The 25,776-nt window shown below is 74.0% G+C and carries 20 protein-coding genes; 8 read left to right on the top strand and 12 right to left on the bottom strand.

What is annotated here, in order from left to right; all coding sequences use genetic code 11:
- Nucleotides 1-78: 78 nt before the first annotated feature.
- The 8 genes from ACFVFS_RS31095 to ACFVFS_RS31060 form a co-directional block, all read right to left on the bottom strand.
- Nucleotides 79-2,424, bottom strand: a complete 2,346-nt coding sequence (locus ACFVFS_RS31095) for an arylsulfatase (protein ID WP_380628157.1) — start codon at nucleotides 2,422-2,424, stop codon at nucleotides 79-81.
- A complete protein-coding gene (locus ACFVFS_RS31090) occupies nucleotides 2,421-4,073 on the bottom strand; it encodes an ABC transporter ATP-binding protein (RefSeq protein WP_380628156.1) in 1,653 nt (550 codons plus the stop codon). Before ACFVFS_RS31090 ends, ACFVFS_RS31095 begins: the two co-directional genes overlap by 4 nt.
- Nucleotides 4,070-4,930 carry an ABC transporter permease gene (locus ACFVFS_RS31085; RefSeq protein ID WP_380628155.1) on the bottom strand — a complete coding sequence of 287 codons (861 nt, stop codon included), beginning with the start codon at nucleotides 4,928-4,930 and terminating at the stop codon, nucleotides 4,070-4,072. Before ACFVFS_RS31085 ends, ACFVFS_RS31090 begins: the two co-directional genes overlap by 4 nt.
- 3 nt (nucleotides 4,931-4,933) lie before the next feature.
- Nucleotides 4,934-5,878, bottom strand: a complete 945-nt coding sequence (locus ACFVFS_RS31080) for an ABC transporter permease (RefSeq protein ID WP_380628154.1) — start codon at nucleotides 5,876-5,878, stop codon at nucleotides 4,934-4,936.
- 18 nt (nucleotides 5,879-5,896) lie between these two features.
- The gene (locus ACFVFS_RS31075; RefSeq protein WP_380628153.1) at nucleotides 5,897-7,480 is read right to left on the bottom strand and encodes an ABC transporter substrate-binding protein; all 1,584 of its coding nucleotides are present in this window, start codon (nucleotides 7,478-7,480) and stop codon (nucleotides 5,897-5,899) included.
- Nucleotides 7,477-8,745, bottom strand: coding sequence for an ROK family protein (locus ACFVFS_RS31070; RefSeq protein WP_380628151.1), 1,269 nt, complete (start codon nucleotides 8,743-8,745; stop codon nucleotides 7,477-7,479). Before ACFVFS_RS31070 ends, ACFVFS_RS31075 begins: the two co-directional genes overlap by 4 nt.
- Before the next feature lie 28 nt (nucleotides 8,746-8,773).
- Entirely contained in the window at nucleotides 8,774-9,739 is a 966-nt protein-coding gene (locus tag ACFVFS_RS31065) for a TauD/TfdA dioxygenase family protein (RefSeq protein WP_380628150.1), read from the bottom strand.
- Between the two features lie 508 nt (nucleotides 9,740-10,247).
- Nucleotides 10,248-10,565, bottom strand: coding sequence for a hypothetical protein (locus ACFVFS_RS31060; RefSeq protein WP_380628149.1), 318 nt, complete (start codon nucleotides 10,563-10,565; stop codon nucleotides 10,248-10,250).
- Nucleotides 10,566-10,764: 199 nt separating this feature from the next.
- On the opposite strand from ACFVFS_RS31060, the gene ACFVFS_RS31055 reads away from it, so the two are divergent.
- On the top strand, nucleotides 10,765-11,358 hold the full coding sequence (locus tag ACFVFS_RS31055) for a hypothetical protein (RefSeq protein WP_380628148.1): 594 nt from the start codon (nucleotides 10,765-10,767) through the stop codon (nucleotides 11,356-11,358).
- Between the two features lie 129 nt (nucleotides 11,359-11,487).
- A complete protein-coding gene (locus tag ACFVFS_RS31050) occupies nucleotides 11,488-12,861 on the top strand; it encodes an NAD(P)/FAD-dependent oxidoreductase (RefSeq protein WP_380628147.1) in 1,374 nt (457 codons plus the stop codon).
- 57 nt (nucleotides 12,862-12,918) lie between these two features.
- Here ACFVFS_RS31050 and ACFVFS_RS31045 read toward each other — a convergent pair whose 3' ends face one another.
- Nucleotides 12,919-15,309, bottom strand: coding sequence for an ATP-binding cassette domain-containing protein (locus ACFVFS_RS31045; RefSeq protein ID WP_380628146.1), 2,391 nt, complete (start codon nucleotides 15,307-15,309; stop codon nucleotides 12,919-12,921).
- A 167-nt stretch (nucleotides 15,310-15,476) separates the two neighbouring features.
- Between ACFVFS_RS31045 and ACFVFS_RS31040 the strand changes: the two genes are divergently transcribed.
- The 3 genes from ACFVFS_RS31040 (at nucleotide 15,477) to ACFVFS_RS31030 (ending at nucleotide 17,661) form a co-directional block, all read left to right on the top strand.
- The gene (locus ACFVFS_RS31040; RefSeq protein WP_380628145.1) at nucleotides 15,477-16,469 is read left to right on the top strand and encodes a DUF6528 family protein; all 993 of its coding nucleotides are present in this window, start codon (nucleotides 15,477-15,479) and stop codon (nucleotides 16,467-16,469) included.
- Nucleotides 16,470-16,762: 293 nt separating this feature from the next.
- Entirely contained in the window at nucleotides 16,763-17,068 is a 306-nt protein-coding gene (locus tag ACFVFS_RS31035; protein ID WP_380628144.1) for a hypothetical protein, read from the top strand.
- Nucleotides 17,065-17,661, top strand: coding sequence for an acyl-CoA thioesterase (locus ACFVFS_RS31030; RefSeq protein ID WP_380628143.1), 597 nt, complete (start codon nucleotides 17,065-17,067; stop codon nucleotides 17,659-17,661). Before ACFVFS_RS31035 ends, ACFVFS_RS31030 begins: the two co-directional genes overlap by 4 nt.
- A gap of 218 nt (nucleotides 17,662-17,879) precedes the next feature.
- Here ACFVFS_RS31030 and ACFVFS_RS31025 read toward each other — a convergent pair whose 3' ends face one another.
- Nucleotides 17,880-18,824, bottom strand: coding sequence for an ROK family protein (locus ACFVFS_RS31025; RefSeq protein WP_380628142.1), 945 nt, complete (start codon nucleotides 18,822-18,824; stop codon nucleotides 17,880-17,882).
- 395 nt (nucleotides 18,825-19,219) lie between these two features.
- Here ACFVFS_RS31025 and ACFVFS_RS31020 point away from each other — a divergent pair, with 395 nt between their 5' ends.
- Nucleotides 19,220-21,418 (top strand): transglycosylase domain-containing protein, encoded by a 2,199-nt coding sequence (locus ACFVFS_RS31020; RefSeq protein ID WP_380628141.1) that lies wholly within the window; start codon nucleotides 19,220-19,222, stop codon nucleotides 21,416-21,418.
- A 95-nt stretch (nucleotides 21,419-21,513) separates the two neighbouring features.
- Here ACFVFS_RS31020 and ACFVFS_RS31015 read toward each other — a convergent pair whose 3' ends face one another.
- Both ACFVFS_RS31015 and ACFVFS_RS31010 read right to left on the bottom strand, forming a co-directional pair.
- Nucleotides 21,514-21,948, bottom strand: a complete 435-nt coding sequence (locus tag ACFVFS_RS31015; RefSeq protein ID WP_380628140.1) for a hypothetical protein — start codon at nucleotides 21,946-21,948, stop codon at nucleotides 21,514-21,516.
- A gap of 137 nt (nucleotides 21,949-22,085) precedes the next feature.
- Nucleotides 22,086-22,742, bottom strand: a complete 657-nt coding sequence (locus ACFVFS_RS31010) for a GntR family transcriptional regulator (protein WP_380628139.1) — start codon at nucleotides 22,740-22,742, stop codon at nucleotides 22,086-22,088.
- A 194-nt stretch (nucleotides 22,743-22,936) separates the two neighbouring features.
- Between ACFVFS_RS31010 and ACFVFS_RS31005 the strand changes: the two genes are divergently transcribed.
- Together ACFVFS_RS31005 and ACFVFS_RS31000 are read left to right on the top strand one after the other, a co-directional pair.
- Nucleotides 22,937-24,157: an amidohydrolase family protein gene (locus ACFVFS_RS31005; RefSeq protein ID WP_380628138.1), complete on the top strand. Its 1,221-nt coding sequence runs from the start codon at nucleotides 22,937-22,939 to the stop codon at nucleotides 24,155-24,157.
- Between the two features lie 85 nt (nucleotides 24,158-24,242).
- The gene (locus ACFVFS_RS31000) at nucleotides 24,243-25,736 is read left to right on the top strand and encodes an APC family permease (RefSeq protein ID WP_380628137.1); all 1,494 of its coding nucleotides are present in this window, start codon (nucleotides 24,243-24,245) and stop codon (nucleotides 25,734-25,736) included.
- Nucleotides 25,737-25,776: the final 40 nt, after the last annotated feature.

The following is a 25,776-nucleotide window of genomic DNA, read 5'->3' as shown; positions in this document are numbered from 1 at the left end:
GGACAGGACGACGACGGATGACACGAGCCATCCGGAGGATAGCGTGATGATCGGCTGAATGATCGGCGGATCGACCGGTTATTCGAAGGCGGCGGCCGCCTTCCGCAGGGCGTCGGCGACGGTCGCCGGGTCGTCGGGGGAGGGGTCGCCGGGCAGGTAGGTGACGGCGCGCAGGCCGCCGCTGTAGCGGAACGAGCGGTGGCGCTCGTACAGCGGCCAGGAGACCGGGGACTTCCGGTCGACGCCGACGCTGATGCCCTGGAACGGGGCCATCCCGATGAGCTGGTGGACGGGCCCGAGCCGGCCGGTCTCGGCGCCGTCGACCAGCACGCGGAAATCCCAGCGCAGGCCCGCCACCGCCGTCGCCTCGACGGTGACCAGGCGGGCGCCGGGGGCGAGCGGGCCGGCGTCGGCCTCGAAGAGCTCGCCGTACTGGTTGTAGGCGAGGCGCAGCCGGCCGTCCTCGACGTAGAGGCTGTAGCCGCCGCCCTGGTCGCCGTGCGAGACCAGGACGCCCGCGTCCTCGGCGCCGTGCCGGGCGAGTTCGACCTCGATGGTGAAGGAGCGGAAGGAGATCAGCCGCGACGAGCGGTACCGCTCCAGCTCGGGGGTGCCGGCGAGCAGCCGCAGCGGGCGGCGCAGCCGGTCGTCGTCGGGGTGGCGGCGGGCGAGCGCGCCGCTGCCGTCGGAGAGCGGGAAGACGCCGTTGCGCCAGGCGGCGGCCTCCCAGGCGGCGGACAACTCCTTGACCAGCTCAGGGTGTTCGGCCGCCAGGTCGTGGATCTCGGTGGGGTCGGTGCGCAGGTCGTGCAGCGCCCACTCGCCGTCCTCGTAGGGGGCGCCGGGGCGGTGCAGGGTGACGAGCTTCCAGCCGTCGCGGTAGTAGCTGCGGTTGCCGGTCATCTCGCAGTACTGCTCGGGGTGGGTGGAGTCGGCGGCCGGGTCGCGCAGCACGGAGGTGAAGGGGAAGCCGTCCAGGGACTGCACGGGGGCCGCGCCGCGCCGCGCGGGCCGGTCGACGCCGGCCAGGTCGAGCAGGGTGGGCAGCAGGTCGGTGACGTACTGGTACTGGGTGCGCACGCCGGGGTCGCCCTCGGCGCGCGGGAGGCCGGCGGGCCAGGAGAGCACGAAGGGGACGCGGACGCCGCCCGCGTGGGTCTGGCCCTTGTAGAGGCGGAACGGCGTGTTGGAGGCCATGCCCCAGCCGCGCGGGTAGTGGACCAGCGAGCGCGGGCCGCCGATCAGGTCGGCCTCCCGTTCGACGTCGGGGTTCCAGTCCCCGGGGAGGCCGGGGTGGTGGACGAAGCGGCTGAAGTAGCTGCGGGTGCCCTCGGCGCCGCCCTCGCCGGTGCCGCCGTTGTCGGAGGTGAACACCACGATGGTGTTGTCGAGTTCGCCGAGCGCGGCGAGCGTCTCCAGCAGCCGGCCGAGGTTCTGGTCGACGTTGTCGACCATGGCGGCGTAGACCTCCATGTAGCGGGCGTAGAGCTGCCGCTGGGCGGGGCTGAGCCCGCTCCACGGGCCCACCTCGTGGCCGGACTCGGCGTTGCGGTCCGGCAGTTCGGTGCCGGGCGGGAAGTGGCCGGCGGCGAGCTGGCGGGCGAACCGGGCGGCCCGCAGCTCGTCCCAGCCGCCGTCGTAGCGGCCCCGGTGGCGGGCGAGGTCCTCGGGCTTGGCCTGCAGCGGGCCGTGCACGGCGTTGTGGGCGAGGTAGAGGAAGAACGGCTTGTCGCTGTCGTGGGCGCGCAGCGAGGTCAGCATGTCGATGGCGCGGTCGGTGATGTCGTCGGTGTAGTAGTAGCCCTCGGGCAGTTCGTCGATGTCCAGCGGGCTGTTGTCGCGGACGAGTTGGTGCGGATGGAAGAGGCTGGTGAGGCCCTCCAGGACGCCGTAGTACTGGTCGAAGCCCTTCTGGAGCGGCCAGTTGGCGCGGTTGTCGGCGGCGTTGGAGGCGGAGTCGCGGGTGAGGTGCCACTTGCCGACGGCGTAGGTGGCGTAGCCGGCGTCGTGCAGCAGTTCGGCGAGGGTGGGGATGTCGTCGGCGACCTCCATGCCGTAGCCGGGGAAGCCGGGGTCGGCGTTGGCGACGAAGGAGTAGCCGACCCGGTGCGGGTTGAGGCCGGTGAGCAGGGCGGCCCGGGCGGGGGAGCAGAGCGGCATGGTGTGGTAGTTGGCCAGCTTGACGCCGCGCTCGGCGAGGCCGTCCAGGGCCGGGGTGGGGATCTCGGCGCCGAACGGGCCGATGTCGCTGTACCCGAGGTCGTCGACCAGGACGACGACGATGTTGGGTGCGCCCTCGCGCGGGCGGACCCGGTCGGGCCAGGCGGGGGTGGACTCGCGGAAGGTGCGGCCGACGGTGCCGGGGAAGCCGGCGTAGGGGTCGCGGCGGGGCGCGGCGCCGGGGGACGCGGGGGAGGCGGTCATGCGGTGCTCCGGGCGGTGGTGAGGACGGTGGGCCGGGTGTCCGGGCGGGTGTCCGGGCGGTCTTCCAGGCGCGGTACCGCGGCCAGGAGTTCGGCGGTGTACGGGTGTTCGGGTGCGGTGACGACCCGGTCGGCCGGTCCGGTCTCGACGATCCGGCCGCGGTGCATGACGGCGATCCGGTGGCTCACCTGCCGGACCACCGCGAGGTCGTGGGCGATGAACAGCAGGGCGAGGCCGAGGTCGCGCTGGAGACGGGCGAGCAGGTCGAGCACCTGCGCCTGGACCGAGACGTCCAGTGCGGAGACCGGCTCGTCGCAGATCAGCACACTCGGCTCGGGCGCCAGCGCCCGGGCGATGCCGATGCGTTGGCGCTGTCCGCCGGAGAAGGCGCGGGGGTGGCGCTCGGCGCTGTCGGGGTCGAGGCCGACCTGCTCCAGCAGTTCCCCGACCCGCCGCCGGCGCGCGGCCCGGTCGCCCAGGCCGTGGGCGATCAGCGGCTCGGCGATGATCTGGCCGGCGGTCATCCGGGGGTTGAGCGAGGCGTACGGGTCCTGGAAGACCAGCTGCACCTCGCGCCGGGCGGCCAACTCGCCGCCGCGCCCGAACTCCCGGCCCCGGAAGCTGATCCCGCCGCCGCTCGGGGCGTGCACCTGGACCAGCGCGCGGGCCAGCGTGGACTTGCCGGAGCCGGACTCGCCGACCAGGCCGAGCGTCTCGCCGGGGTGCAGCACCAGGTCGACGCCGTCCAGCGCGGTGACCGCGCGCCGGCGCGAGCCGTAGGTCTTGCGCAGGCCGGTCACGGTGAGCAGCGGCTCGGGTCCGGGCGCGCTGTTGGCGGCGGCCTCCGAGGGCGCCTCCAGGCGCGGGACGGCCGCCAGCAGCTGCTTGGTGTACGGGTGTTGCGGTGCGGTGAGCACCTCGGCGGTGTCGCCGGACTCGACGACCCGGCCGTGCCGCATGACCAGCAGCCGGCGGCAGGTCTGCGCGATCACCCCGAGGTCGTGGCTGATCACCACCAGCGCGGTGCCGGTCTCCCGGTTGATCCGGGTGAGCAGGCGCAGGATCTGCTGCTGGACGGTCGGGTCGAGGGCGGTGGTCGGCTCGTCGGCGACGAGCACCTCGGCGTCGTTGGCCAGCGCGAGGGCGATCATGATGCGCTGGCGCTGGCCGCCGGAGAACTGGTGCGGGTGGTCGCGCAGCCGCCCGGCGGCGTCGAGGATGCCGACCAGGTCGAGCAACTCCACCGCGCGGGCGGCGCGTTCGCGCTTGTCGGGGCGGGTGCCGTGGGCCCGCAGCGCCTCGTCGAGCTGCTTGCCGACGGTGAGGACGGGGTTGAGCGAGGACATCGGGTCCTGGAAGACCATGGCGATCCGCCGGCCGCGGACGGCGCGCAGGTCCGGTTCGGTCAGGGCGGCGAGGTCCTGGCCGGCCAGCTCCACCGCGCCGCCGGTGATCCGGCCGCCGGCGGGGAGCATGTGCAGCAGGGCGAGGGCGGTGGTGGACTTGCCGGAGCCGGACTCGCCCACCAGGCCGAGGGTGTCCCCGGCGGCGAGGTCGAAGCCGACGCCGTCCACGGCGGTGGTGCCGTCGAAGGCCACCGTGAGGTCGGCGACCCGCAGGACGGTGCGGTCGGGTGTGCTGCCGGTCATCGGCGGATCCCCCGGTTCAGGGCCTCGGCGATCAGCGTGAAGCCGAGCACCAGCGCGGTGGTCGCGGCCAGCGGGGCGGCCGCGAAGGTCGGATGGGTGGAGAGGTAGCCGACGGACTGGCTGAGGATCGAGCCGAGGGTCGGCTCCGGCGGGCGCACGCCGAGCCCGAGGAAGCTCATCGCGCCCTCGATGAACACGCCGACCGACAGGGCCACCGCGGTCTGCACGATCAGCGGGTCGACGGCGTTCGGCAGCACGTGCCGCAGCAGCACCCGGATCCGGGAGGCGCCGCCGACCCGGGCGGCCAGCGCGTACTCGCGCTCCCGCTGGACCAGGATGCCGGAGCGCAGCTGACGGCCGAACAACGGGACTTCGGCGATCGCGATGACGATGAACACCGGCCAGCGGCCCGGGCCGAGGACGGCCGTGACGGCCAGCGCCAGGATCAGCCCGGGGAAGGCGAGCACCAGGTCGAAGAGCCGCTGGACGGCGGTGTCGGCCCAGCGGTGGGAGGCCGCCAGCAGGGCGAGCGAGCAGCCGAGCAGCGCGCCGACCGGCACGGCGCCGAAGGTCAGCGCGAGGTCGGTGGTGATGCCGTGCAGGACCCGGCTGAGCAGGTCCCGTCCGAGGTCGTCGGTGCCGAGCGGGTGCTCGGCGCTCGGCCCGGCGAGCGCGAGCGGGCCCTGGGCGTTGGGATCGCGGTCGGTGAGCAGCCCGGCGAGCAGGCCGGCCAGGGCGACGGTGCCGACCAGGGCGAGCCCGGTCAGGCCGCGCGCGGTGAGCAGCCCGGCGAGGTACCGGTTGCGGACGGCGGGGCGCGCGGGGCGCGCCGGGGCGGGGGCGGTCAGGGCGGTCATCGGTTACTCCCACCGGATCCGGGGGTCGAGCCAGGCGTACGCGAGGTCGGTGAGCAGTTGGACGGCGACGTACCCGGCGACGATCAGCAGCAGCAGGGCCTGCACCACGGGGTAGTCGCGGCGCAGCACGCCCTGTTCGACGAGCTGGCCGAGCCCGGGCCAGGCGAAGATCCGCTCCACCAGCACCGCCCCGGCGACCAGGTGGCCGATCTGCAGGCCGAGCACGGTGACGGCGGAGGGCAGCGCGTTGGGCAGGGCGTGCCGCCAGACGATCCGGCGCCGTGGGACGCCGACGGCGGTGGCGGTGCGCACGTAGTCCTCGGCGAGCGCCCGTTCGATGCCGTCGGTGAGGTAGCGGGCGAGCACGGCGGCGCTGGGCAGGGCGAGGCAGACGGCGGGCAGCAGCAGGTACTGCAGCGCGAGGTCGGGGGCGTCGAGCAGCGACTCGTGGCCGCCGGCGGGCAGCAGGCCGAGGGTGACGGCGAACAGCAGCACCAGCAGCACGCCGGTGACGAACGGCGGCACGGCCAGCACGGCGGTGGTGAAGGCGCGCACGGCGGCGGCGACCGGGCGGCGCCGGGCGGTGGCGCCGAGCACGCCCAGCGGCAGGGCCAGCAGGACGACCAGCAGCAGGGCGGCGGCGGTGAGTTGGACGGTCGCGCCGAGGCCGTCGCCGATCAGGTCGGCGACCTGGCCGCCGATCGCGTAGCTGGGGCCGAGGTCCCCGGTGAGCAGGTGGCCGAGCCAGCTCAGGTACTGGGACAGCAGCGGCTGGTCGAGGCCGAGTCGGGCGCGGATCGCGGCGACGGCCTGGGGCCCGGCGTCGGGCCCGGCCAGCGTGGTGGCGGGGTCGCCGGGGATCAGCCGCAGGATGAGGAAGACCAGGAAGGAGGCGAGGAGGAGGACGAGCAGCCCGGAGGGCAGCCGCTTGAGGAGGAAGCTTCGCATGGGGTTCGGGCCGTCCCGTCAGGCCGTGAGGTAGGCGTCGTCGAGGTTGAGGTAGCCGAACTTGTTGAGCGTGGCGCCGCGGGCCTTGCCGCCGGCGACCTCGCTGAGGCCGGCGATGGCGAGGTCGATCACGAACTGCTCGTCGAGCAGGGTGTCCGTGATCTGCCGGTAGAGCGCCTTGGCCTCCTCGCTGTCGCTGTCGGGCCGCTTCCAGGCGCGCTGCACGATGTCGGTGTAGGCGGGAGAGGAGAAGTGCGAGCTGTTCTTGGCCTCGTTGAACGGGTAGGCGCTCACCGCCAGGGTGGCGGGGTGGAGTTGGGCGAAGCCGTGGCTGAGCGTCCACAGCGCGGGCATGGCCTGGGCGATCAGCTGCTTCTGCATGGTGGGCGAGTCGGTGGGCTGCAGCACGGTCTCGATGCCGACCTGCTGGAGGTCGTACTGGAGGACCTGCGCGACGGCGGTGTTGCCGGGGTCGTTGCTGTGCGCGAACGGCAGGGTGATGCCGGTGAGTCCGGCGTCCTTGAGCAACTGCCGTGCCCGCTCGGGGTCGTGCCGGTAGTGGGCGGCGGCCTCCGCGCTGTACGCGGGGGAGGACTTGGGCCAGGGCGTGGCGGAGACGGTTCCGGAGCCGCCGAGCGCCTGCTGAACCAGCCGCTCGCGGTCGACGGCCCAGGCGATGGCCTGCCGGACCCGCTTGTCGCCGACGTGCTCGGCCGTGAGGTTGACGCCGATGTAGTAGGCGCCGCCGCCGGTGTCGTAGGAGGTGACGCGGAACTGCGGGTCGCTCCGCAGGGCGGCGAGGTCCTTGCCCCGCACGTGGTAGGAGAGGTGGGTCTGGCCGGTCTTCAGGGACGAGAGCAGCGATTCGGACTGCGGGATCACCCGGATCTCGACGCCGTCCAGGTAGGGGCGGCCGGGGTTCCAGTACGTTTCGTTGCGGGCGAAGGTGAGCGAGCTGCCGGGCTTGCGCTCGGTGAAGGTGTAGGGGCCGGTGCCGACCAACCGGGTCCCGGCGAAGGCCTCCTCGACGGTGGCGGAGTCCGGGATGATCATGAACTCGAAGAGGTCGAAGATGTTGCTCACCGGATGGGCGAGGACGAGGGTGAGCTCGAAGTCGCCGTTCTTGCGGAAGTCCGTGACGGCGGCCGCGGTCGCGCGCAACTGGGCGGAACGGGCCGGGTTCTGCAGGTTCTTGACGGCGAACACCACGTCGTCGGCGGTGAACCGGCGCCCGCCGTGGAAGGTGACGTCCTCGCGCAGCTTGAGGGTCACGCTCGTGCCGTCCGGGGCGACCTGCCAGGAGGTGGCCAGCTCGGGCTGCGGCTTCAGCTGGTCGTCGTAGCGGGTCAGGGTGTTGAAGACCAGGCGCTGGACGAGCGTGTTGGCGCTCTGGGCGAACAGCAGGGCCGGGGTGAAGTCGACACTGGCGCCGACCGTGAGGACGCCGCCGCGGCGCGGTCCCGCCGCGTCGCCGGCGGACCGGCCGGCGGCGGTGTCGGCGGCCGAGCGGCAGGCGGCCAGGGCCAGCAGGCCGGCGCCGGCGAGGCCGCCGCGGAGCAGCGCCCGGCGGGAGAGCGGGGAGGCGGTGGGGAGGCTGGTCACGAGTGGGGTCCTCTGCGGGAAGGAGCTGTCGGGGTCGGTCGGTGGGGCTGCGAGGCGGCGGTGAGGGCGTGCACCGGGCGGGCGTACAGGGCGCCGAGCGCGGCCGCTCCGGCGGCGACGGCGAGCACGTCGGCGCCGCGCTGCTGGGCGATCACCCGGTCGGGGTCGCGCCGCAGGCGGGTGCCGCGCGCGAACGCGTCGCGCACCACGGCCAGGTAGGCCGGGTCGAGGGAGGTGAAGTGCTCGGTCAGGACCAGCAGATCGGGATTGACCACGTCGGCCAGCAGGGCGAGCGCCCGGCCGACGGTCTCCGCGCGCCGGCGCACCAGCCGGTCGGCCCGCGGGTCGCCGGCCCGGACGGCCGCCACCAGGGCGGCGCGGTCGGGCCGTTCGGTGATCCCCTCGGCGGCCGCCGCCTCGAACAGCGTGGTGTCCGAGGCGGCGGCCGCCAGACAGCCGGTCCGGCCGCAGCGGCAGGGTGCGTCGCTGTCCGGCACGGGCAGGTGGGCGATCTCCCCGGTCGGCGAGGCCGGGCCGACGTGCACGGTGCCGGCCACGGCCAGGGCCGCGTCCACCACGTGGCCGACCAGCAGGTGCACCAGCGAGCGCCGGGCCGCCGGGTGCCCGAAGAGGATCTCCGCCTCGGCCAGCGCCCGGGCGTGGTTGTCCACCTGGACGGGCAGCCCGGTGGCCTCCGCCAGCAGGGCGCCGAGCGGAACGTCCTGCCAGCCGAGCGGGTCGTGGCGGTTGACCACTCCCCGCTCGCGCTCCACCGCGCCGCCGGCGACGGCGCCGAGGCCGATCACGGTGCGGCCGTCCGGTACGGCGGCGAGCAGCCCGGGCAGCCGTTCCAGCAGAGGTCGCAGCACCGCCGGGCCGGTGCGGCCGCGGTGGCTCAACTCCCGGCGGTGCAGCACGTTTCCGCGGGGATCGAGGAAGGCGAAGGTGGTGGACGGCAGGCCGATGTGCAGGCCGGCCACCGCGATCCGGTCGGTGTCGACGTCCACCGGGAGCTGCGGGCGGCCGACCGCGCCGGAGCCGGGCCCGGCCAGCTCGGGCCGCTCGTGGAGCAGCCCGAGCCGGACGAGGTCGACCACCTGGCGGGAGACCGCGGCCGGGCTCAGGCCGGTGAGCACGGCGACCCGGCTGCGGGCCACCGGGCCGTGGTCCAGCACCGCCCGCAGGACGGCGGCGGCGTTGACGTCCCGCCGGGCGTCCCCGGTGCGCGGCCGGGCGGTGGCGGCGGTCGGATCCTGCGTGAACATGCTTCGCCCTCCCGGGAGTCGTGCGCGCTCAGGACTGCCGGGCGGTCTCCGCCTCCAGCTGCTCGGCGGGCACCAGCCCGGCCACCCGCGGCGGCTCAGCGGGCTCCAGCAGCCGGCTCACCGCACCGTCCGGGCCCGCCGGCAGGTCGCCGTCCAGGGTGATCCGGCGCACCAGGCGCGGCTCGTCGCCGTAGTCGTTGACGGCGTAGTGCTGGGTGGCGCGGTTGTCCCAGATCGCGACGTCGCCGACCTGCCAGTCCCAGCGCACGGTGTTCTCCAGCCGCTCCACGTACCGCTGGAACAGGGCGATCAGCGCCTTGCCGTCGGCCCCCGAGACGCCCTGGATCCGCTGGGCGAAGGCGCCGAGCAGGATGCTCTTCTCGCCGGTCACCGGGTGGACGCGGACCACCGGGTGCTCGGTCTTGAACGCGGTGGAGACGAAGACCTGGCGGAAGAGGTCGGCGACCTCGGCGTTGTCGGCGAGCTCGGGGCGCAGCGCGAGGCTCGCCGCGTAGTCGTAGTCGTTGGTGTGCACGGCGCGCAGCGACTCGGCCAGCACCTTCAGCGGCTGCGGCAGGTCCTGGTAGGCGGCGGCGGTGTTGGCCCACACCGTGGAGCCGCCGGCCGGCGGCAGCTCCAGGGCGCGCAGGATCGAGGCCTTGGGGTAGGACGGGACGAAGGTGACGTCGGTGTGCCAGTTGTTGGCGCGCACGCCCTTGGTGGCGTCCAGCTCGAAGATGTAGCGGCCGTCGGCGCTCGGGACCGTCGGGTGGCCGACCGGCTGGCCCAACAGGCGGGCGAACGCCTCGTGTTCGGCGTCGTCGAGGTGCTGCTGGCCGCGGAAGAAGAGCACCTTGTGCTCGTACAGCGCGGCTTCGAGGGCGGCGACGGTCCCGGCGGGCAGGTCGCCGCCGAGGCGGACGTCGTGCACGATCGCGCCGATCCGGCCGGCGGCGGGGGTGAGGCGCAGGGCAGGGGTGGTGGCGGTGGGCATGGCGGTTCCTCGACTCTCGTGGAGCGGACACGGGGATGCGCGGGAACGCCCCGGCGGCTCGCCCAGGACGGGCGAGGGGCGGGCAGGGCGGTGGAAGGGGATGCGGGACGGCACACGGGTGCCGGGGGAGCGGCCGGCCGGAGGGCCGGAGGTCAGCGGGCGAACGCCCCGCGACAACAGCGACAGCGGCGGCGGGCCGGGGCGGTGCGGTGAATGGTGCTCATCGGCCCTCCTTCCGGTCCGGGGCGCTGCGAGTGGGCTCGGCGCTCATCGTGCTGAAGCCCGTGCCTCCCTGTCAATCACCTGTCCTGCCTGGTGAGAAGGGGTGTTGCGGCTGTGTGGCGCTGTGTTGCGGGCGATGGTCGGGCGGTGACGGGAAGGCTGCGGCGGCGTGTTCCCGCCTGTCGCGGGCGTGTCGGGATTACTAACTCTCGCAGCGGAAGAAACTCCACCGGAGGCGCGGCGGCCCGCCCGGCGTGCTCGGGCGGGCCCTTCGGGGGTGGCGCGGTCAGACGCCCAGCAGCCGGGCGAAGTCCAGGCCGAGACCGCCGAGCACGGGGAGCGCGCCGAGGTCGGTGATGGCGCCGACCGGGATGCTGTAGCCCTGGTTGACCTCCCGCGGCGCCAGTGCGGCGGCGGCCGGTGCGGTCGGAGCGCCGGCCAGGGATCCGGCCAGGACTCCGGTCAGGACGGCGGTGAGCGCGGCGGTGAGCGCGGCGGTGCGGGCGGCGGTGCGGGCGGCGAGCTGGGCGAGGGTGCGCACGGGGGCCTCCGAGGGCGTGGGAAGGGGCGTCCTGCTGAACGCGCGGAGAGGTCGTGCGGTCACGTGTCTTCCCTCCTTCGGCCGCTCGGGTGGAGCTCCTTGACGTTTCTTCATGACAATGCGTCACACATCCCCACCGCTTCTCCAGCCACCCCGCACGGCCCCCGTGACGCGCTGCCCGCCCCCGCCCGCCGACTGTCGGTGGGGGCGGGCAGAATCGGCTCCGCGCACCGGGCGCGGCAGAAGCGGCGGAGGGGTGGACATGGCGAGGTATGTCACGGTGGCGGCGGCGGTCACCATGGAGCCGGCCCGGCTGCGGGAGTTCCTCCGCTCACCGGTCACCCCGCCCTCCACCCGGCCCGAGTCGGACTGGAGCGGTCTCTGCGACCCCTGGCACGAGGAAGCCGTCCGCCGTCGCTACCGCGCCGAACTGCCCGCCGCCCTCGCCGAGTGCGACCGCTGGATCGACGGCGACCACGCCGCCCTCCTGCGCGGCCTCGACGAGGACGGCGGCCTCACCCTCCGCCACGACGAGGCCACCGGCTCCCTCGCCGTGGACTTCGACACCCGCGTCGACTTCGAACTTCCCGGCATGATCTGGGCGCTCACCGCCCTGCGCGGCCTGGCCGACGCCATGGCGGGCGAGGACACCGGCCTCGTCGAGCTCACCACGGACTGGAGCGGCGGGACCGTCCTGCTGCACCTGGCCCCGAAGCGCTCCGCCTTCCTCGATCCCGACCGGGACGCCGCCGCCCTCGCCCGGGCCCGGAACGCGGCCTTCGACGCCCGCGCCGCCGCCTGCGAGGCGGACGAGGACACGGAGGCCGGGGAGGTCCTCGACCGCCTGCTCCCCTGACAGGGTGCTCGCGCCGGGGTCCGGATTCTTGCAGGCTGCCGGTGGTTCCCGGGCACCGGGCGGGCATAGCGTCCGGGAAACGGTCGGCGCGAGCGGAGGTCGGGATCCGTGGGATCCGGTGGCACGGGTGTGAACGGCGGAGTGTCCTTCTGGTGGAGCCGGCTCGGGCTGCCCGAGCCGCGGCCGAGACTGCCCGGCAACCGGGAGGTCGACGTCTGCGTGGTCGGCGGCGGCTACACCGGCCTCTGGACGGCCTACCACCTCAAGAAGGCCGAGCCGGGACTGCGGATCGCCGTCCTGGAACAGCGCTTCTGCGGCTACGGCGCCTCCGGGCGCAACGGCGGCTGGCTCTACAACGGCTTCGCCGGGCGCGCCGCCTTCGCCCGCCGCTACGGCCGGGAGCCCGCCGCCGCGATGCAGCGGGTGATGGACGCCGCGGTCGGCGAGGTCACCGACACCCTGGACGCCGAGGGCATCGACGCCGACGTGGTGCGCGGCGGCGTACTGGAGGTCGCCCGCACCCCCGCCCAACTCGCCCGCCTGCGCGCCTTCGCCGCGGCGGAGCGCACCTACGGAGCCGACCGCGTCCAGGAGTTGGGAGCCGCCGAGACCGCCGAGCGGCTGCGCGTCGCCGGCGCCCTCGGCGGCGTCTGGAGCCCGCACGGCGCACGCGTCCAGCCCGCCAAGCTCGCCGCCGGCCTCGCGGACGCGGTCGAGCGGATGGGCGTCGACCTCCACGAGAGCACCCCGGTCACCGCGATCCGCGGCGGCCGCACCCCCCGGGCCGTCACCCCGTACGGCACCGTCACCGCCCGGTACGTGCTGCGCGCCACCGAGGGCTTCACCGCGGGCCTCGCGGGCGAACACCGCACCTGGCTGCCGATGAACTCGGCGATGATCGCCACCGAGCCGCTGCCGCCGTCCTTCTGGGCCGGGGCCGGCTGGGAGGGCCGCGAGGTGCTCGGCGACTTCGCCCACGCCTACATGTACGCCCAGCGCACCGCCGACGACCGGATCGCCCTCGGCGGGCGCGGCGTCCCCTACCGCTTCGGCTCCCGGACGGACGTCGACGGCGCCACCCAGCCCGCCACCGTCCGCCAACTCCGCGAGATCCTGCACGCGTTCTTCCCCGCCGCCCGCACCGCCCGGATCGAGCACGCCTGGGCCGGCGTGCTCGGCGTGCCCCGCGACTGGTGCGCCACCGTCGACCTCGACCCCCGCACCGGCCTCGGCTGGGCCGGCGGCTACGTCGGCAGCGGGGTGACCACCGCCAACCTGGCCGGCCGCACCCTGTGCGACCTCGTTCTCGGCCACGACACCGAACTCACCCGGCTGCCCTGGGTCGGCCACACCGTCCGCCGCTGGGAGCCCGAACCCCTCCGCTGGCTCGGCGTCCACGCCCTCTACGCCGCCTACCACGCGGCCGACCGCCGGGAGGCCGCGAGCCGCCGCCCCGGTACCTCCCCGCTCGCCCGCCTCGCCGACACCATCGCCGGCCGGTAGACCGGCTCACCCCCCGGGCCCGGCCGCCGGAACGGCCGGGCCCGGGGGACACGGGCGTCAGGCGCCCACGTACTCCGCCAGGTGCTGGGCGGTGAGGGTGCCGCGCGCGGCGACCAGGTCCGCCGGGGTGCCCTCGAAGACGATGCGGCCGCCGTCGTGGCCAGCCCCCGGGCCGAGGTCGATGATCCAGTCGGCGTGGGCCATCACCGCCTGGTGGTGCTCGACCACGATGACGGACTTGCCGGAGTCGACCAGGCGGTCCAGCAGGCCCAGGAGTTGTTCGACGTCGGCCAGGTGGAGCCCGGTGGTCGGCTCGTCCAGGACGTAGACGCCGCCCTTGTCTCCCATGTGGGTGGCCAGCTTGAGGCGCTGCCGCTCGCCGCCGGAGAGGGTGGTGAGCGGCTGGCCCAGACTGACGTAGCCGAGGCCGACGTCGACCAGGCGGGACAGGATGCGGTGGGCGGCGGGGGTACGGGCCTCGCCGGAGGCGAAGAAGGCCTCCGCCTCCGTCACCGGCATCGCCAGTACCTCGCTGATGTCCCGGCCGCCGAAACGGTACTCCAGCACCGAGGCGTCGAACCGCCGGCCCTCGCAGTCCTCGCAGGTGGTCGCCACCCCGGCCATCATTGCCAGGTCCGTGTAGACGACGCCCGCGCCGTTGCAGGTCGGGCAGGCACCCTCGGAGTTGGCGCTGAACAGGGCCGGCTTGACCCCGTTGGCCTTGGCGAACGCCTTGCGGATCGGCTCCAGCAGACCGGTGTAGGTGGCCGGGTTGCTGCGCCGCGAGCCGCGGATCGCGCCCTGGTCGACGGACACCACGCCCTCCCCGGCCGGGATCGAGCCGTGCACCAGCGAGCTCTTGCCGGACCCGGCCACACCGGTGACGGCGACCAGCACGCCGAGCGGGATGTCCACGTCGACGTCCCGCAGGTTGTGCGCGGAGGCGCCCCGCACGGCCAGCTTGCCGGTGGGCGTGCGCACCGCCTTCTTCACCGAGGCCCGGTCGTCGAGGTGCCGGCCGGTGACCGTGCCGGCCGCGCGCAGGCCCTCCAGCGAGCCCTCGTAGCAGACCGTGCCGCCCGCCGAGCCCGCGCCGGGACCGAGGTCCACCACGTGGTCGGCGATCGCGATCACCTCGGGCTTGTGCTCCACCACCAGCACCGTGTTGCCCTTGTCCCGCAGCTGCAGCAGCAGGCCGTTCATCCGCTGGATGTCGTGCGGGTGCAGGCCGGTGCTGGGCTCGTCGAAGACGTAGGTGACGTCGGTGAGCGAGGAGCCGAGGTGGCGGATCATCTTGACCCGCTGCGCCTCGCCGCCGGACAGGGTGCCGGCCGGCCGCTCCAGCGAGAGGTAGCCGAGGCCGATCTCCACGAAGGAGTCGAGGGTCTGCCGCAGCGCGGCGAGCAGCGGCGCCACCGAGGGCTCGTCGAGGCCGCGCACCCACGCGGCGAGGTCGCTGATCTGCATCCGGCAGGCGTCGGCGATGCTGATCCCGCCGATCTTCGACGAACGGGCGGCCTCGGTCAGCCGGGTGCCGTCGCACGCGGGGCAGGCGGCGAAGGTGACCGCCCGGTCCACGAACGCCCGGATGTGCGGCTGCATCGCCTCCCGGTCCTTGGACAGGATGGACTTCTGGACCTTCGGGACCAGCCCCTCGTAGGTGAGGTTGATACCGCTGACCTTCACCTTGGTCGGCTCGCGGTACAGGAAGTCCTGCCGCTCCTGCTCGGTGTAGTCGCGGATCGGCTTGTCCGGGTCGAGGAGGCCGGAGCCGCTGAAGACCCGCGTCATCCAGCCGTCCCCGGTGTAGCCGGGCACCGTGATCGCGCCCTCGGCGAGCGACTTGGTGTCGTCGAAGAGCTGGGCGAGGTCGATGTCCGAGACCGAGCCCCGGCCCTCGCAGCGCGGACACATGCCGCCGGTGATGCTGAAGCTGCGCCGCTCCTTGACCGTCTTGCCGGCCCGCTCCACGGTGACCGCGCCCGCCCCGCTGATCGAGGCGACGTTGAAGGAGAACGCCTTGGCGGAGCCGATGTGCGGCAGCCCGAGCCGGCTGAACAGGATCCGCAGCATGGCGTTGGTGTCGGTCGCGGTGCCCACGGTGGAGCGCGGGTCCGCGCCCAACCGCTGCTGGTCGACGATGATCGCGGTGGTCAGGCCGTCCAGCACGTCCACGTCGGGCCGGGCCACCGACGGCATGAAGCCCTGCACGAACGCGCTGTACGTCTCGTTGATCAGCCGCTGCGACTCCGCCGCGACGGTGTCGAACACCAAGGAGCTCTTGCCCGAGCCGGAGACGCCCGTGAACACCGTCAGCCGGCGCTTGGGGATCTCGATGCTGACGTCCTTGAGGTTGTTCTCCCGCGCGCCGTGCACGCGGATCAGGTCGTGGGTGTCGGCCGCGTGCGCCTCGGGTGCCTGCGCGCCGTTCCTCGTGCCCGTGCTCATCGTCTCTCCGGTTCGTCTCGCAGTGCGCTCCGGTTCCGATCTAACCAGCCGGGTACGACAAGCCGTGTCCGAGGCGTGTCTTACGCCGGTCGGAGGCCGCGCGCTGGCGGCCGGCCGGGGAGCACCGCACGGTGGTGGCGGGGGACGGACGACGGGAGGTGCCGGCGGTGTCGAAGCGGGCCCGGCTGTGGCGCACGACGGCGGGCCTTGCGGCCCTGGTCGTGGGCGCCGGCGCGGTGCCGGCGACGGCCGCCGGGGTGCGGCTCGGGTGGGCGGTGGCCGTGGTGGACCAGGCCTCGCGCCGGGTGCTGGTGGTGCAGGGCGCGGACGAGCTGATCGCCTACCGCGGCCCGGACCGGCAGCCGGTGGTCTGGTCGTGGTCCGCGGACACCGCCGGCGACCTCGCCGACCTCGACCCGCGCCGCACCTGGGCGCTGCCGGACGAGGCGAAGAGCCGGGTGAGGGAAGGCCGTCGGTACCTGCTGGCCACCGCCTCCGGAGGCCTGGCGGCCCTCGTCGACACCGTGACCGGCGCCACCGCCTGGGCCGCCGACACCGGACCGCGCGCCAACCCGCACAGCGCCGAACTGCTCCCGGACGGCAACGTGGCCGTCGCCGCCTCCACCGGGGGCTGGGTGCGGCTGTACACCGCCTCCCTCGGTCCGCGCAGCACCGCGCACGCCGAGTTCCGGCTGCCGGGCGCCCACGGGGTGCACTGGGACCGGCGCACCGGGTTGCTCTGGGCGCTCGGCGACGACACGCTGACCGCGCTGCGGGTGGGCGGCACCGCGGCCGCGCCGGCGCTCACCGCCGAGCGCACGGTGCCGCTGCCCGAACCGGGCGGCCACGACCTGGCGCCGGTGCTCGCCGCACCCGGCCGGTTCTGGGTGAGCACGGCGGCGCACCTGTGGCGCTTCGACCCGACGGCGGACCGCTTCACCCGGATCCGGCTGGGCGGCGAGGGCGCCGAGCGGGACATCAAGAGCGTGGGCGACGAGCCCGGCACCGGGCGGCTGCTCACCGCCGCCCCCGACCACGCCGGCCCCTGCTCCTGGTGCACCTCGGTGCTCACCCTGCACCGTCCGGACGGCAGCCGGACGCTGCCCGGCACACACCTCTACAAGGCGCGCTGGTGGACCAGTTGGGGGAGCGGGGCATGAGCCCGGGGGCGGTCGGCGGCACCGGGGGAAGGACGGGGGGAAGGACCTGGGGAACGACCGGGGGAGGGGGCGGGGGACGGGCCGGACCGGGCTGGCATTCGGTGGATGCGGCTGATTTTATGCAACGCCAAACTACTCCAATAGTGGTCAGTTTTCGCTCCGGTTCCGTATACCTCCCGGTAGCGCCCCGGGCTGGGATAGCGTCCATGGCGCCGGGGGGATCCGGGCCCGCTCGGCGGGTTCGCACCATCCAGAAATGCCCCACCCATCCCCATCCATTCAGGGAGAGAACTGTGCGCAATTTCGTTTCGGAATCGAGGTCGGAGGCCGTCGACGAGCTGCGGCTCGCCGTGGAATCGCTGGCGGCCTTCCCGGCCCGCGCCGCGTTCCGCGGAACGGAGGTCGCCAACCGCCTCGCGGCGGTGGCGGATCTGTGCCGGGCGGTCGACGGCGTGCTCGACAGCCTGGTCGTCGAGGCCGCCGCCGAGGCCGCCGAGGAGGGCTGGACCGCGGCCCGGATGGCGTCCGAACACGCCGTCTACTACGCGCGGTTGCGCCGGGCACTGCTGCTCACCGGTTCCACGGCAGAGCAGCGGTGAGCGCGGCGGCCACCCAGGCGGTGGACGTCAACGCCCATGTGGTGGTCTGTCCCACCCGGTGGGCCGACGTCGACGAGAACGGGCACATCAACAACGCCCGGCTGGTCTCGTACGTGCAGGAGGGAATTTACGACCTGTTCTGCCACCACGCGGTCGCCGTGCGGGAATCGCTGTTCCCGTCCGGATTCCTGATCGCCCGGCACGAGATCGATTATCTGGAACAACTGCACCACCGGCCGGAACCGTTGCTGGTGCGGCTCACGGTCGAACGACTGGGGCGCAGTTCCGCACACGTCGTGGTCAAGGTGTGCCGTGACACGCACACGTTCATGCGGGCACGGACGGTCGTGGTCGCCAGGGACGCGGTCTCCGGCCGGTCCCGCACGCTCAGCCCGGCGGAGCGACGGTTCCTCTCCGGGTTCCTCGCCGACGAAGCGGCTCCGGTGGCACCGCCCCGGGTGGCGATCGCCTCGCCGCGCGGGTCGCTCTCCACGGCGTCCTCCGGGCACCACCAGGCCCGTCGATGCCTGCCGAACCCCGCTGCCCTCACCAGGGGCGTTTCGGTGATCCCGGACGGGCGTCGCGCCCGCTGACCCCCGCCGCGACCCCGATCGATGAGTGGCAGGATCCTGCTGGGGCAGGATCCTGCTTGGTTGTGCGGACGGCTTGTGCGGACCGGTTGTGCGCCTGGTTGTGCGGACGGGGGGCGGGAGTGACGCCCGGGGGTGCGGCCGGGCCGGAAGGGCGAGCCGCTGGAGGCCGAACTCCGCGGCGGTGGTGGGGAATTCGGATGTGAACCAGGTGCCGGTGGTCAGCGGCAGAGCGCGGCCGCGCCGATCAGCCCGGCGTCGGCGCCGAGTTCGGCGCGCCGCACGTCCAGCCCGCGGACGTAGGGCAGGGCGGCGTAGCGGTCCAGATGGCGGGCGAGCGGCTCGAACAGCACCGGGCCGGCCGCGGCCACCCCGCCGCCGATCACCACCCGACGCAGGTCGACCAGCGTGGTGGTGGCGGCGATCCCGGCGGCCAGCGCCTGGGCCGCCCGGTCGAAGGCGGCCAGGGCCACCGGGTGCCCGTCCTTCGCGTCCTCGGCGACCGCGCGCGCGGAGCGGTCGTCCCCGGCGGGCCGCCAGCCCCGGGCGAGGGCACGGCGGGCGATCGCGGTGCCGCTGGCGACGCCCTCCAGGCAGCCGCGCGAGCCGCACGGGCAGGGCTCGCCGTCGAGGTCGACGGTGATGTGGCCGAGGTGCCCGGCGTTGCCGCTGGGGCCGGGGCGCACGGCCCCGTCCAGCACCAGGCCGGCGCCGACCCCGGTGGAGACCACCAGGCAGAGCGCGTTGTCGGCGCCGCGGGCCGCGCCGCGCCAGTGCTCGGCGGCCGCCATCGCCACACCGTCCCCGGCCAGCGCGACCGGGCGGGCGCCCACCGCGGGGTGGGCGGCGACCTCGGCGGTGAGCGGGAACTCCCGCCAGCCGGGGATGTTGACCGGGCTGACGGTGCCCCGGGCGAGGTCCACCGGGCCGGCGCTGCCGAGGCCGACGGCGGTGACCCCGCCCCACCGCGGCGCGGCGGCCAGGTGGTCCAGCACCCGGTGCACGACGGCCAGCACCTCGGCCGCCGACTCCCGTGCCGGAGTGGGCAGTTGGATGCGGTGGGCGAGCGTTCCGGCGGAGTCGACGAGTGCCCCGGCGATCTTCGTTCCGCCGATGTCGACGGCGGCGAACAGCGGGCCGGCGGCGTGAGGCGAGGGTGCGGTCATGGCGGGTGGCTCCGGGTGAGGGTGAGGGTGCGGGCGGGCTGGACGGGACGGCACGGGGTGGGGAGGGGCCGGGTGTGACAGGGCAGGACCAGCAAACAGGATCGGCCCGGCGGTGTGAACCGCGGGGCGGAAGGGGTCGCGGGGCAGACCGCCTGCCCTTTCGGGCCGTTCCGGTCCGAACCGGCGACCCGGATCGTGCCCCGGGGTGTGCAACCTTTCGCGGCGCCCACCGCGTCCCAGTGGTGTCTGGATGCCGTGCTCAATATCCCCTCCCGGCGGTGAAGTTCGTATGCCATTTGTCGGGTTCCGGTCGCCCCCCGGGCCTGTTGCAGAGCTGTGACAGTCCGCCGGGAAAAACTGTTCGATCCATCAGGGCCGAGGGTTAGCATTCCGGCATGGAATCGAATCTCCCCCCGATATGGAGTGCGCCCGAAGACGAGCCGCCCGCCCCTTCCCGGAAGAATTCAGCGCTGCGGTTCGCCCGCTACGGCGCGACCTTCCTGGGGGTGAGCGTGGTGTCCGGTGCACTGCTCGCCGGCCTCGCGCTGCCCGCCGCGGGCGCACTCGGATTGACCGCCAAGAACACGGCGGAGGGGTTCGACGACATTCCGGACGACTTCAAGACGCCCCCGCTCACCCAGGCCACCCAGGTCTTCGACGCCAAGGGCGGGCTGATCGCCAAGGTCTACGAGCGCGACCGCACCGTCATCACCGCCGAGCAGATGTCGCCGTACATGCGGCAGGCCCAGGTCGACATCGAGGACGCCCGCTTCTACGAGCACGGCGCCGTCGACCTCAAGGGCGTGCTGCGCGCGATCAGCAAGAACGCGGAGAGCGGCACCGCTTCCCAGGGCGCCTCGACGCTGACCCAGCAGTACGTGAAGAACGTCAACATCGAGAAGGCCGGCGAGGACCAGGACGCCGTCCGGGACGCCATGCGCAAGACCCTGGGCCGCAAGATCCAGGAGCTGAAGATCTCGATCAAGCTGGAGGAGGACCTGACGAAGGAGCAGATCCTCACCAACTACCTCAACATCACGTACTACGGGAACGGCGCCTACGGCGTGGAGGCCGCGTCCCAGCGCTACTTCAGCAAGTCCAACAAGGACCTCACCGTCGCCGAGGCCGCCACCCTGGCCGGCCTGGTCCAGAACCCCTCGCAGTACGACCCGAAGGCACACCCGCAGGCCGCGCTGAACCGCCGCAACACCGTGATCGACAAGATGCTGGAGAACAAGCACATCACGGAGGAGCAGGCGAAGGAGGCCAAGGCGACTCCGCTGGGCCTGAAGTACAAGGACCCGCAGCGGGGTTGCATCACCGCCCAGGAGGGCATGGGCTTCTTCTGCGACTACGTCCGGCAGGTGGTCAAGCACGACCCGGTCTTCGGGGGCACCGCCGCCGACCGCAAGAAGTTCTGGGACCAGGGCGGCCTGAACATCTACACCACCCTCGACCCGGACAAGCAGGCCGCCGCCCAGAAGGCGGTGAGCTCCAACGTGCGGGTCACCGACAGCGTCTCGGCCGCGGCCAGCATGGTCGAGCCGGGCTCCGGCAAGATCCTGGCGATGGCCCAGACCCGTCCGTACGGCCTGGAACAGGCCAAGAACCAGACCGTCGTCAACCTCAACGTCGACGCGGCGATGGGCGGCGGCAACGGCTTCCAGCCCGGCTCGACGTTCAAGCCGGTCGTCGCGGCCGCGGCGATGGAGGCGGGGCTGCCGCCGACCCAGGAGTACTCGTCGCCGAACCGGATCGAGTACCCGACGATGAAGACCTGCGACGGCACCTGGAAGAACACCGGCAAGCCCAAGACGACGGTGCCCAACGAGTCCGCGAGCGAGAAGGGCCCGTACCAGCTGAAGCAGGCGATGGCCCTCTCGGTCAACACCTACTTCATTCAGATGGAGCAGGAGATCGGCCTCTGCGCGGTCAAGCAGATGTCCAACAAGCTCGGCATCACCGCGCGGGCTAGCGGCAAGCCGCTGGACGAGGTCCCCGCGATGGCCCTGGGCGTCGAGGAGGTCAGCCCGCTGACCATGGCCGGCGTCTACGCGGCCTTCGCGGCCGGCGGCACGTACTGCGCCCCGGTCGCCATCAACAAGATCACCACCGTCGAGGGCAAGGACGTGCCCGTCCCGCCCGCCCGCTGCGAGACGGCGTTCTCCGAGAACACCTCCAAGGTGCTGAACACCATCCTGAACGGGGTGACCGAGAGCGGTGGTACGGGCTCGGCGCTCAGCCTGGAGGGCGACCGGCAGATCGCCGGCAAGACCGGTACCTCGGACCACAAGAAGGCCGCCTGGTTCAGCGGCTACACCCCGCAGCTCGCCACCTCGGTCTGGCTCGGCGGCCCGGCCGGGGGTGTGGAGATGCGCAACATCACCATCAACGGGAAGTACCGCGCCGAGGTGTTCGGCGCCGACGGTCCCGGCCCGATCTGGCGGGACGCCATGAACCAGGCGCTGCGGGGCACGCCCAAGCAGTCGCTGCCGATGGCGGACATCCCGGACCCGGCGCCCAGGACCGACCCGAACGCCACCGGCAGCGGGTCGGGCGCGCCGTCCACCGACCCGTCCCGCGGGGGGCGTTGAGGAGCGGCCGGCCCCGGCCCGGAAGCGCCCTCCGACCCGGCTCGGGTGGGAGGGCGCTTCCGCCTGACGGGGACAGGTCGGAGCGGGGACGGGGGTTAGAGCGGTCCCCAGCGGTAGAGCGTGGAGCCCCAGGTGGCGGTGTGCACGAAGGAGGTCGAGAAGGTGACCATCTTCTTGAAGCCGTCCCTCGACCCGACCGGCCGGATCTCGGTCTCCAGGGTGTAGACGAGCGAGAGCGGGTACACGCACAGCGACCAGGTGTAGTCGCCGTTCTGGACCCGGATGTCCTCGCCCGGTGCGCTGCCGCCCGGGCTGTTGAGGGTCCAGGAGTAGGTGCCGGAGTCCAGGTGCAGCTGTCGGTAGACGCACTTCTCGGGCGGGGTCACGGGGGCGGGCAGCGGGCCCACCTGTCCGTAGTCGGTGATGAACTCGTGCTCGGTGGCGGCGGAGGCCGGGGTGACGGCCGGGCCGGTCGCCAGGGCCAGGGCGAGGGCCGGCAGGGCGAGGATCCGGGTGAGTCTGCGCTTCATGGGTGCCTCCGGTCGGCCGGGCACCGCCGTGGGCCGGGGCCCGGCGGCGGGGGATCCAGTGGTCTACGCCAATTCTGCTGATCGGCCGGTGCCCTGCCCATCCCAGAACCCTGGGAGCCCGGCGCCGCCCTCGGTCCTCAGCCGCCCAGGGCGGTGAGCGCGAAGGCGCGGGTGCCGGCGACGTGGCGGCGGGCGAGGTCGGCGGCGGCCCCGGGGTCGCGGGCGCGGAGGGCGGCGAGCAGCTGCTCGTGCTCGGTGCACATGGGCGTGCTGCTCTCGGGGTCGGAGGTGAGGCGGAACAGCCGGCGCAGCCGGCCGTCGAGCGGCGCCATCATCTCCTGGAGCAGGGGGTTGCCGGACAGTTCGACGATCGCCCGGTGGAAGTCGGCGTTGAGCCCGACGGTCTCGCGCAGCCGGCCGGCCTCGGCGGCCCGGCGGGTGCGGGCGAGGATGCGTTCGAGGTTCTTCAGTCCGGCGGGGGTGGCGTGCTGCGCGGCGAGGCTGGCGGCGAGGGCCTCCAGCGACTCGCGGACGGCGAAGAAGTGTTCGGCGTCGGCGGCGCCGAACCCGGCGACCACCGCGCCCTTGCGGGCCTGGACGGTGAGGAAGCCCTCCGCCTCCAGGCGCTGTACGGCCTCGCGCACCGGGACCCGGGAGACGCCCATCGTCTCGGCCAGCTCGCGTTCGACCAGTCGGCGGCCGGCGGGGTACTCGCCCTCGATGATCCGCTCGCGCAGCTGGACGTAGACGAGGTCCCGGAGTGACTGGTGGGCGTCGCCGGGCGTATCGGTCATCGGGTGCTCCGGTCGGGTGGGGGCGGTCGCTGGTCGCGGGGCTGCACAGATCATTTCAGATCGGTGCCCGATACCCCTTGTCTGGTATTCGGTATACCAGATAGCTTGAGGCCCCCGCCCGGGCCGCGCCGCCGTCCCCCGATACTCCCGGCAGGCCCGGGCGGGTTCGAAGCCCCCGAATCCTGGACGTTCATGTGATCACCCCCGACCTCCTGCTCGACGCCGTGCTGCCCGACGGCAGCACGGTCGACGTCCACCTCGCCGACGGCCGGATCGCCGCCCTCACCCCGGCCGCCGCCCGGCACCCGGACCGCGGCGCCGCCGCCGAGCACCCCGGCGTCGAGCGCCCCGGCACGGTCCGCCTGGGCGGCGCGCTGCTGCTGCCCGCGCTGGTCGACGGCCACGCCCACCTGGACAAGACCTTCCTCGGCGCGCCCTGGCAGCCGCACCGCCCCACCGCCGACCTGGGCGCCCAGATCGCCTCCGAGCGCGTCCAGCGCCGCGAGGTCGCCCGCCTCGCGCCCGTCGCCGAGCGCGGCGAGGCGCTGGCCCGCCGGATGGCGGCCCTCGGCACCGGCCACGTCCGCTCGCACGTCGACGTCGACCCGGACACCGGCCTCGACCACCTGCACGCCCTGCTGGAGGTGCGCGAACGCGTCCGGGACGTCATCGGCGTGCAGCTGGTCGCCTTCCCGCAGAGCGGAGTGGTCGCCACCCCCGGCGTCGCGGACCTGCTGGACGCGGCCCTGCGGGAGGGCGCCGAGCTGATCGGCGGCCTGGACCCGGCCGGGTTCGACGGTGACGTGGACGGCCAGCTCGACATCGTCTTCGGCCTCGCCGGGCGGCACGGCGCCGGGGTGGACATCCACCTCCACGACGGCGGCCCGGTCGGCGCCTCCCAGCTGCGCGACATCGCCGACCGCACGGCGGCCCTCGGCCTCGGCGGCCGGGTCGCGGTCAGCCACGCGTACGCGCTGGGTCAGCTCGGCCTCGACGAACTCATCCCCACCGCCAGGAAGTTGGCCGATGCCGGGGTGTCGATCATGACCAACGGCCCGAGCCGGTCCATGCCGCCGGTCACGCTGCTGCACGAGTACGGCGTCCGGGTGTTCGCCGGCTCCGACAACATCCGCGACGCCTGGTGGCCGTACGGCACCGGCGACATGCTCGAACGCGCCACCATCATCGGCCTCCAGGGCGAGCTGATGACCGACGCCGAACTGCGGTTCGCCGCCGACCTGGTGACCTCGCACGCCGCCGCCGCACTCGGTCTGGCCGACTACGGCCTGGCGCCCGGCGCGTCCGCCGACCTGGTGGCGGTCGCCGCCGGCTCCGTCCCCGAGGCGGTCGCCGCCCACCCCGAGCGGCTGCTCGTGCTGCACGGCGGCCGGGTCGTCCTCGACCGCACCCGCTGACCCCACCCTCCCGGCGGCCGGCCGGGGCCCCACCCCCGCCCGGCCCGGCCCCCTGCTCCACCCCTGTTGGAAGGACGCCCCCACCGTGAACTCCTCCGCGGAAAGAACCCGGCCCGCCCCCGCTCCCGCCGCCTCCGCCTCCGGCGAGGCGTCCGCGCCGGGCCGCCTCGCGGGCGGCCAGATCGGCACCACCGACCTGGTCTTCTTCGTGGTCGCCGCCGCCGCCCCGCTCACCGTCCTCGCCGGCATCGCCCCGTTCGCCATCGGCGTCGGCGGCGCCTCGGCCCCCGCCGCGTACCTGATCTCCGGCGCGCTGCTGGTCCTGTTCGCCGCCGGCTTCACCGCGATGTGCCTGTACGTCCGCAACGCGGGCGCCTTCTACGCCTACGTCGCGCGCGGCCTCGGCCGCACCCTCGGCGTGGTCACCGCCTACGTCGCGGTGGTCTGCTACAACCTCATCACCCCCGGAGTGGCCGCCGCCTTCGGCTACTTCGCGGCCGAGCACATCGAGCAGCGCACCGGCGCGCACGTGCCGTGGTGGCTGCTGTCGGGCGCCTGCGTGGTGATCGTCGGCGTCCTGGGCTGGCTGAAGGTGACGCTGAGCGCCAAGGTGCTCGGGGTGGCGCTCGTCCTGGAGGTGCTGTCGCTGCTGGTGATGGAGGGCGGGGTGCTCTCCGAGCGCGGCACGGCCGCCCTCGACCCGGTCTCCTTCGACCCCTCGCTGCTCGCCCAGGGCGGCGTCGCCGGGATGTTCGTGCTGGTGATCGGCGCCTTCACCGGCTTCGAGGCGACGGCGATCTACGCAGAGGAGGCCCGCGACCCGCAGCGCACCGTGCCCCGGGCCACCTTCATCGCGATCGGCTTCCTCGCCGTCTTCTACGCCCTCGGCACCTGGATCGTGATGGGCGCGTACGGCACCGACGCCGCCGTCGAGGCCGCCCGGGCCGCCGACGGGCCGGACCTCACCTTCACCGCCGCCGAACGCTTCGTCGGCCTCTGGCTGTCCGACTCGATGCACGTCCTGATCGTGGTCAGCGCCTTCGCCTCGACCCTCGCCTTCCACAACGCGGCCGCCCGCTACCTCTACGCGCTCGGCCGCGAGGGCCTGCTGCCCCGCCGGCTCGGCCGGATCTCCCGGCGCTCCGGCTCGCCGGGCCCGGCCGTCCTGGTGCAGAGCGGCTTCAACGCGCTGGTGATCCTGCTGGGCGCGGTGCTGGCCGCCGACCCCTACCTGGTGGTGCTGCTCTGGTCCAACAGCGTCGGCGTGCTCGGCATCATGGCGATGCAGGCGCTCGCGGCGGTGGCGGTCTGGGCGTTCTTCCGGCGCGACCGGCGCGGCCTCTCGGCCTTCCGGGTGGTCTGGGCGCCGCTGCTGGCGGCCGGCGGGCTGGCCGTGCTGACGGTGCTCGCCGTCTTCAACTTCAGCCTACTGACCGGTGCTTCGGGCCTCGTCAACGCGCTCCTGCTGCTCCCGCTGCCGCTGGTCGCAGTGGCCGGCTACCTGGTGGCGCGCCGGATCCGCCGCACGGACCCCGAGCGCTTCGCGCGGCTGACGGAGGTCGACGTCGAGCGCGACTGACCCGCACCGACCACGGCGGCGCCCCCTCCCGGCGGAGGGG

The sequence above is a fragment of the Kitasatospora sp. NPDC057692 genome (genome assembly GCF_042799475.1).
GTDB lineage: Bacteria > Actinomycetota > Actinomycetes > Streptomycetales > Streptomycetaceae > Kitasatospora.
Note: the sequence above shows the minus strand (reverse complement) of the source record. Positions and strands in the feature narration are given on the sequence as shown.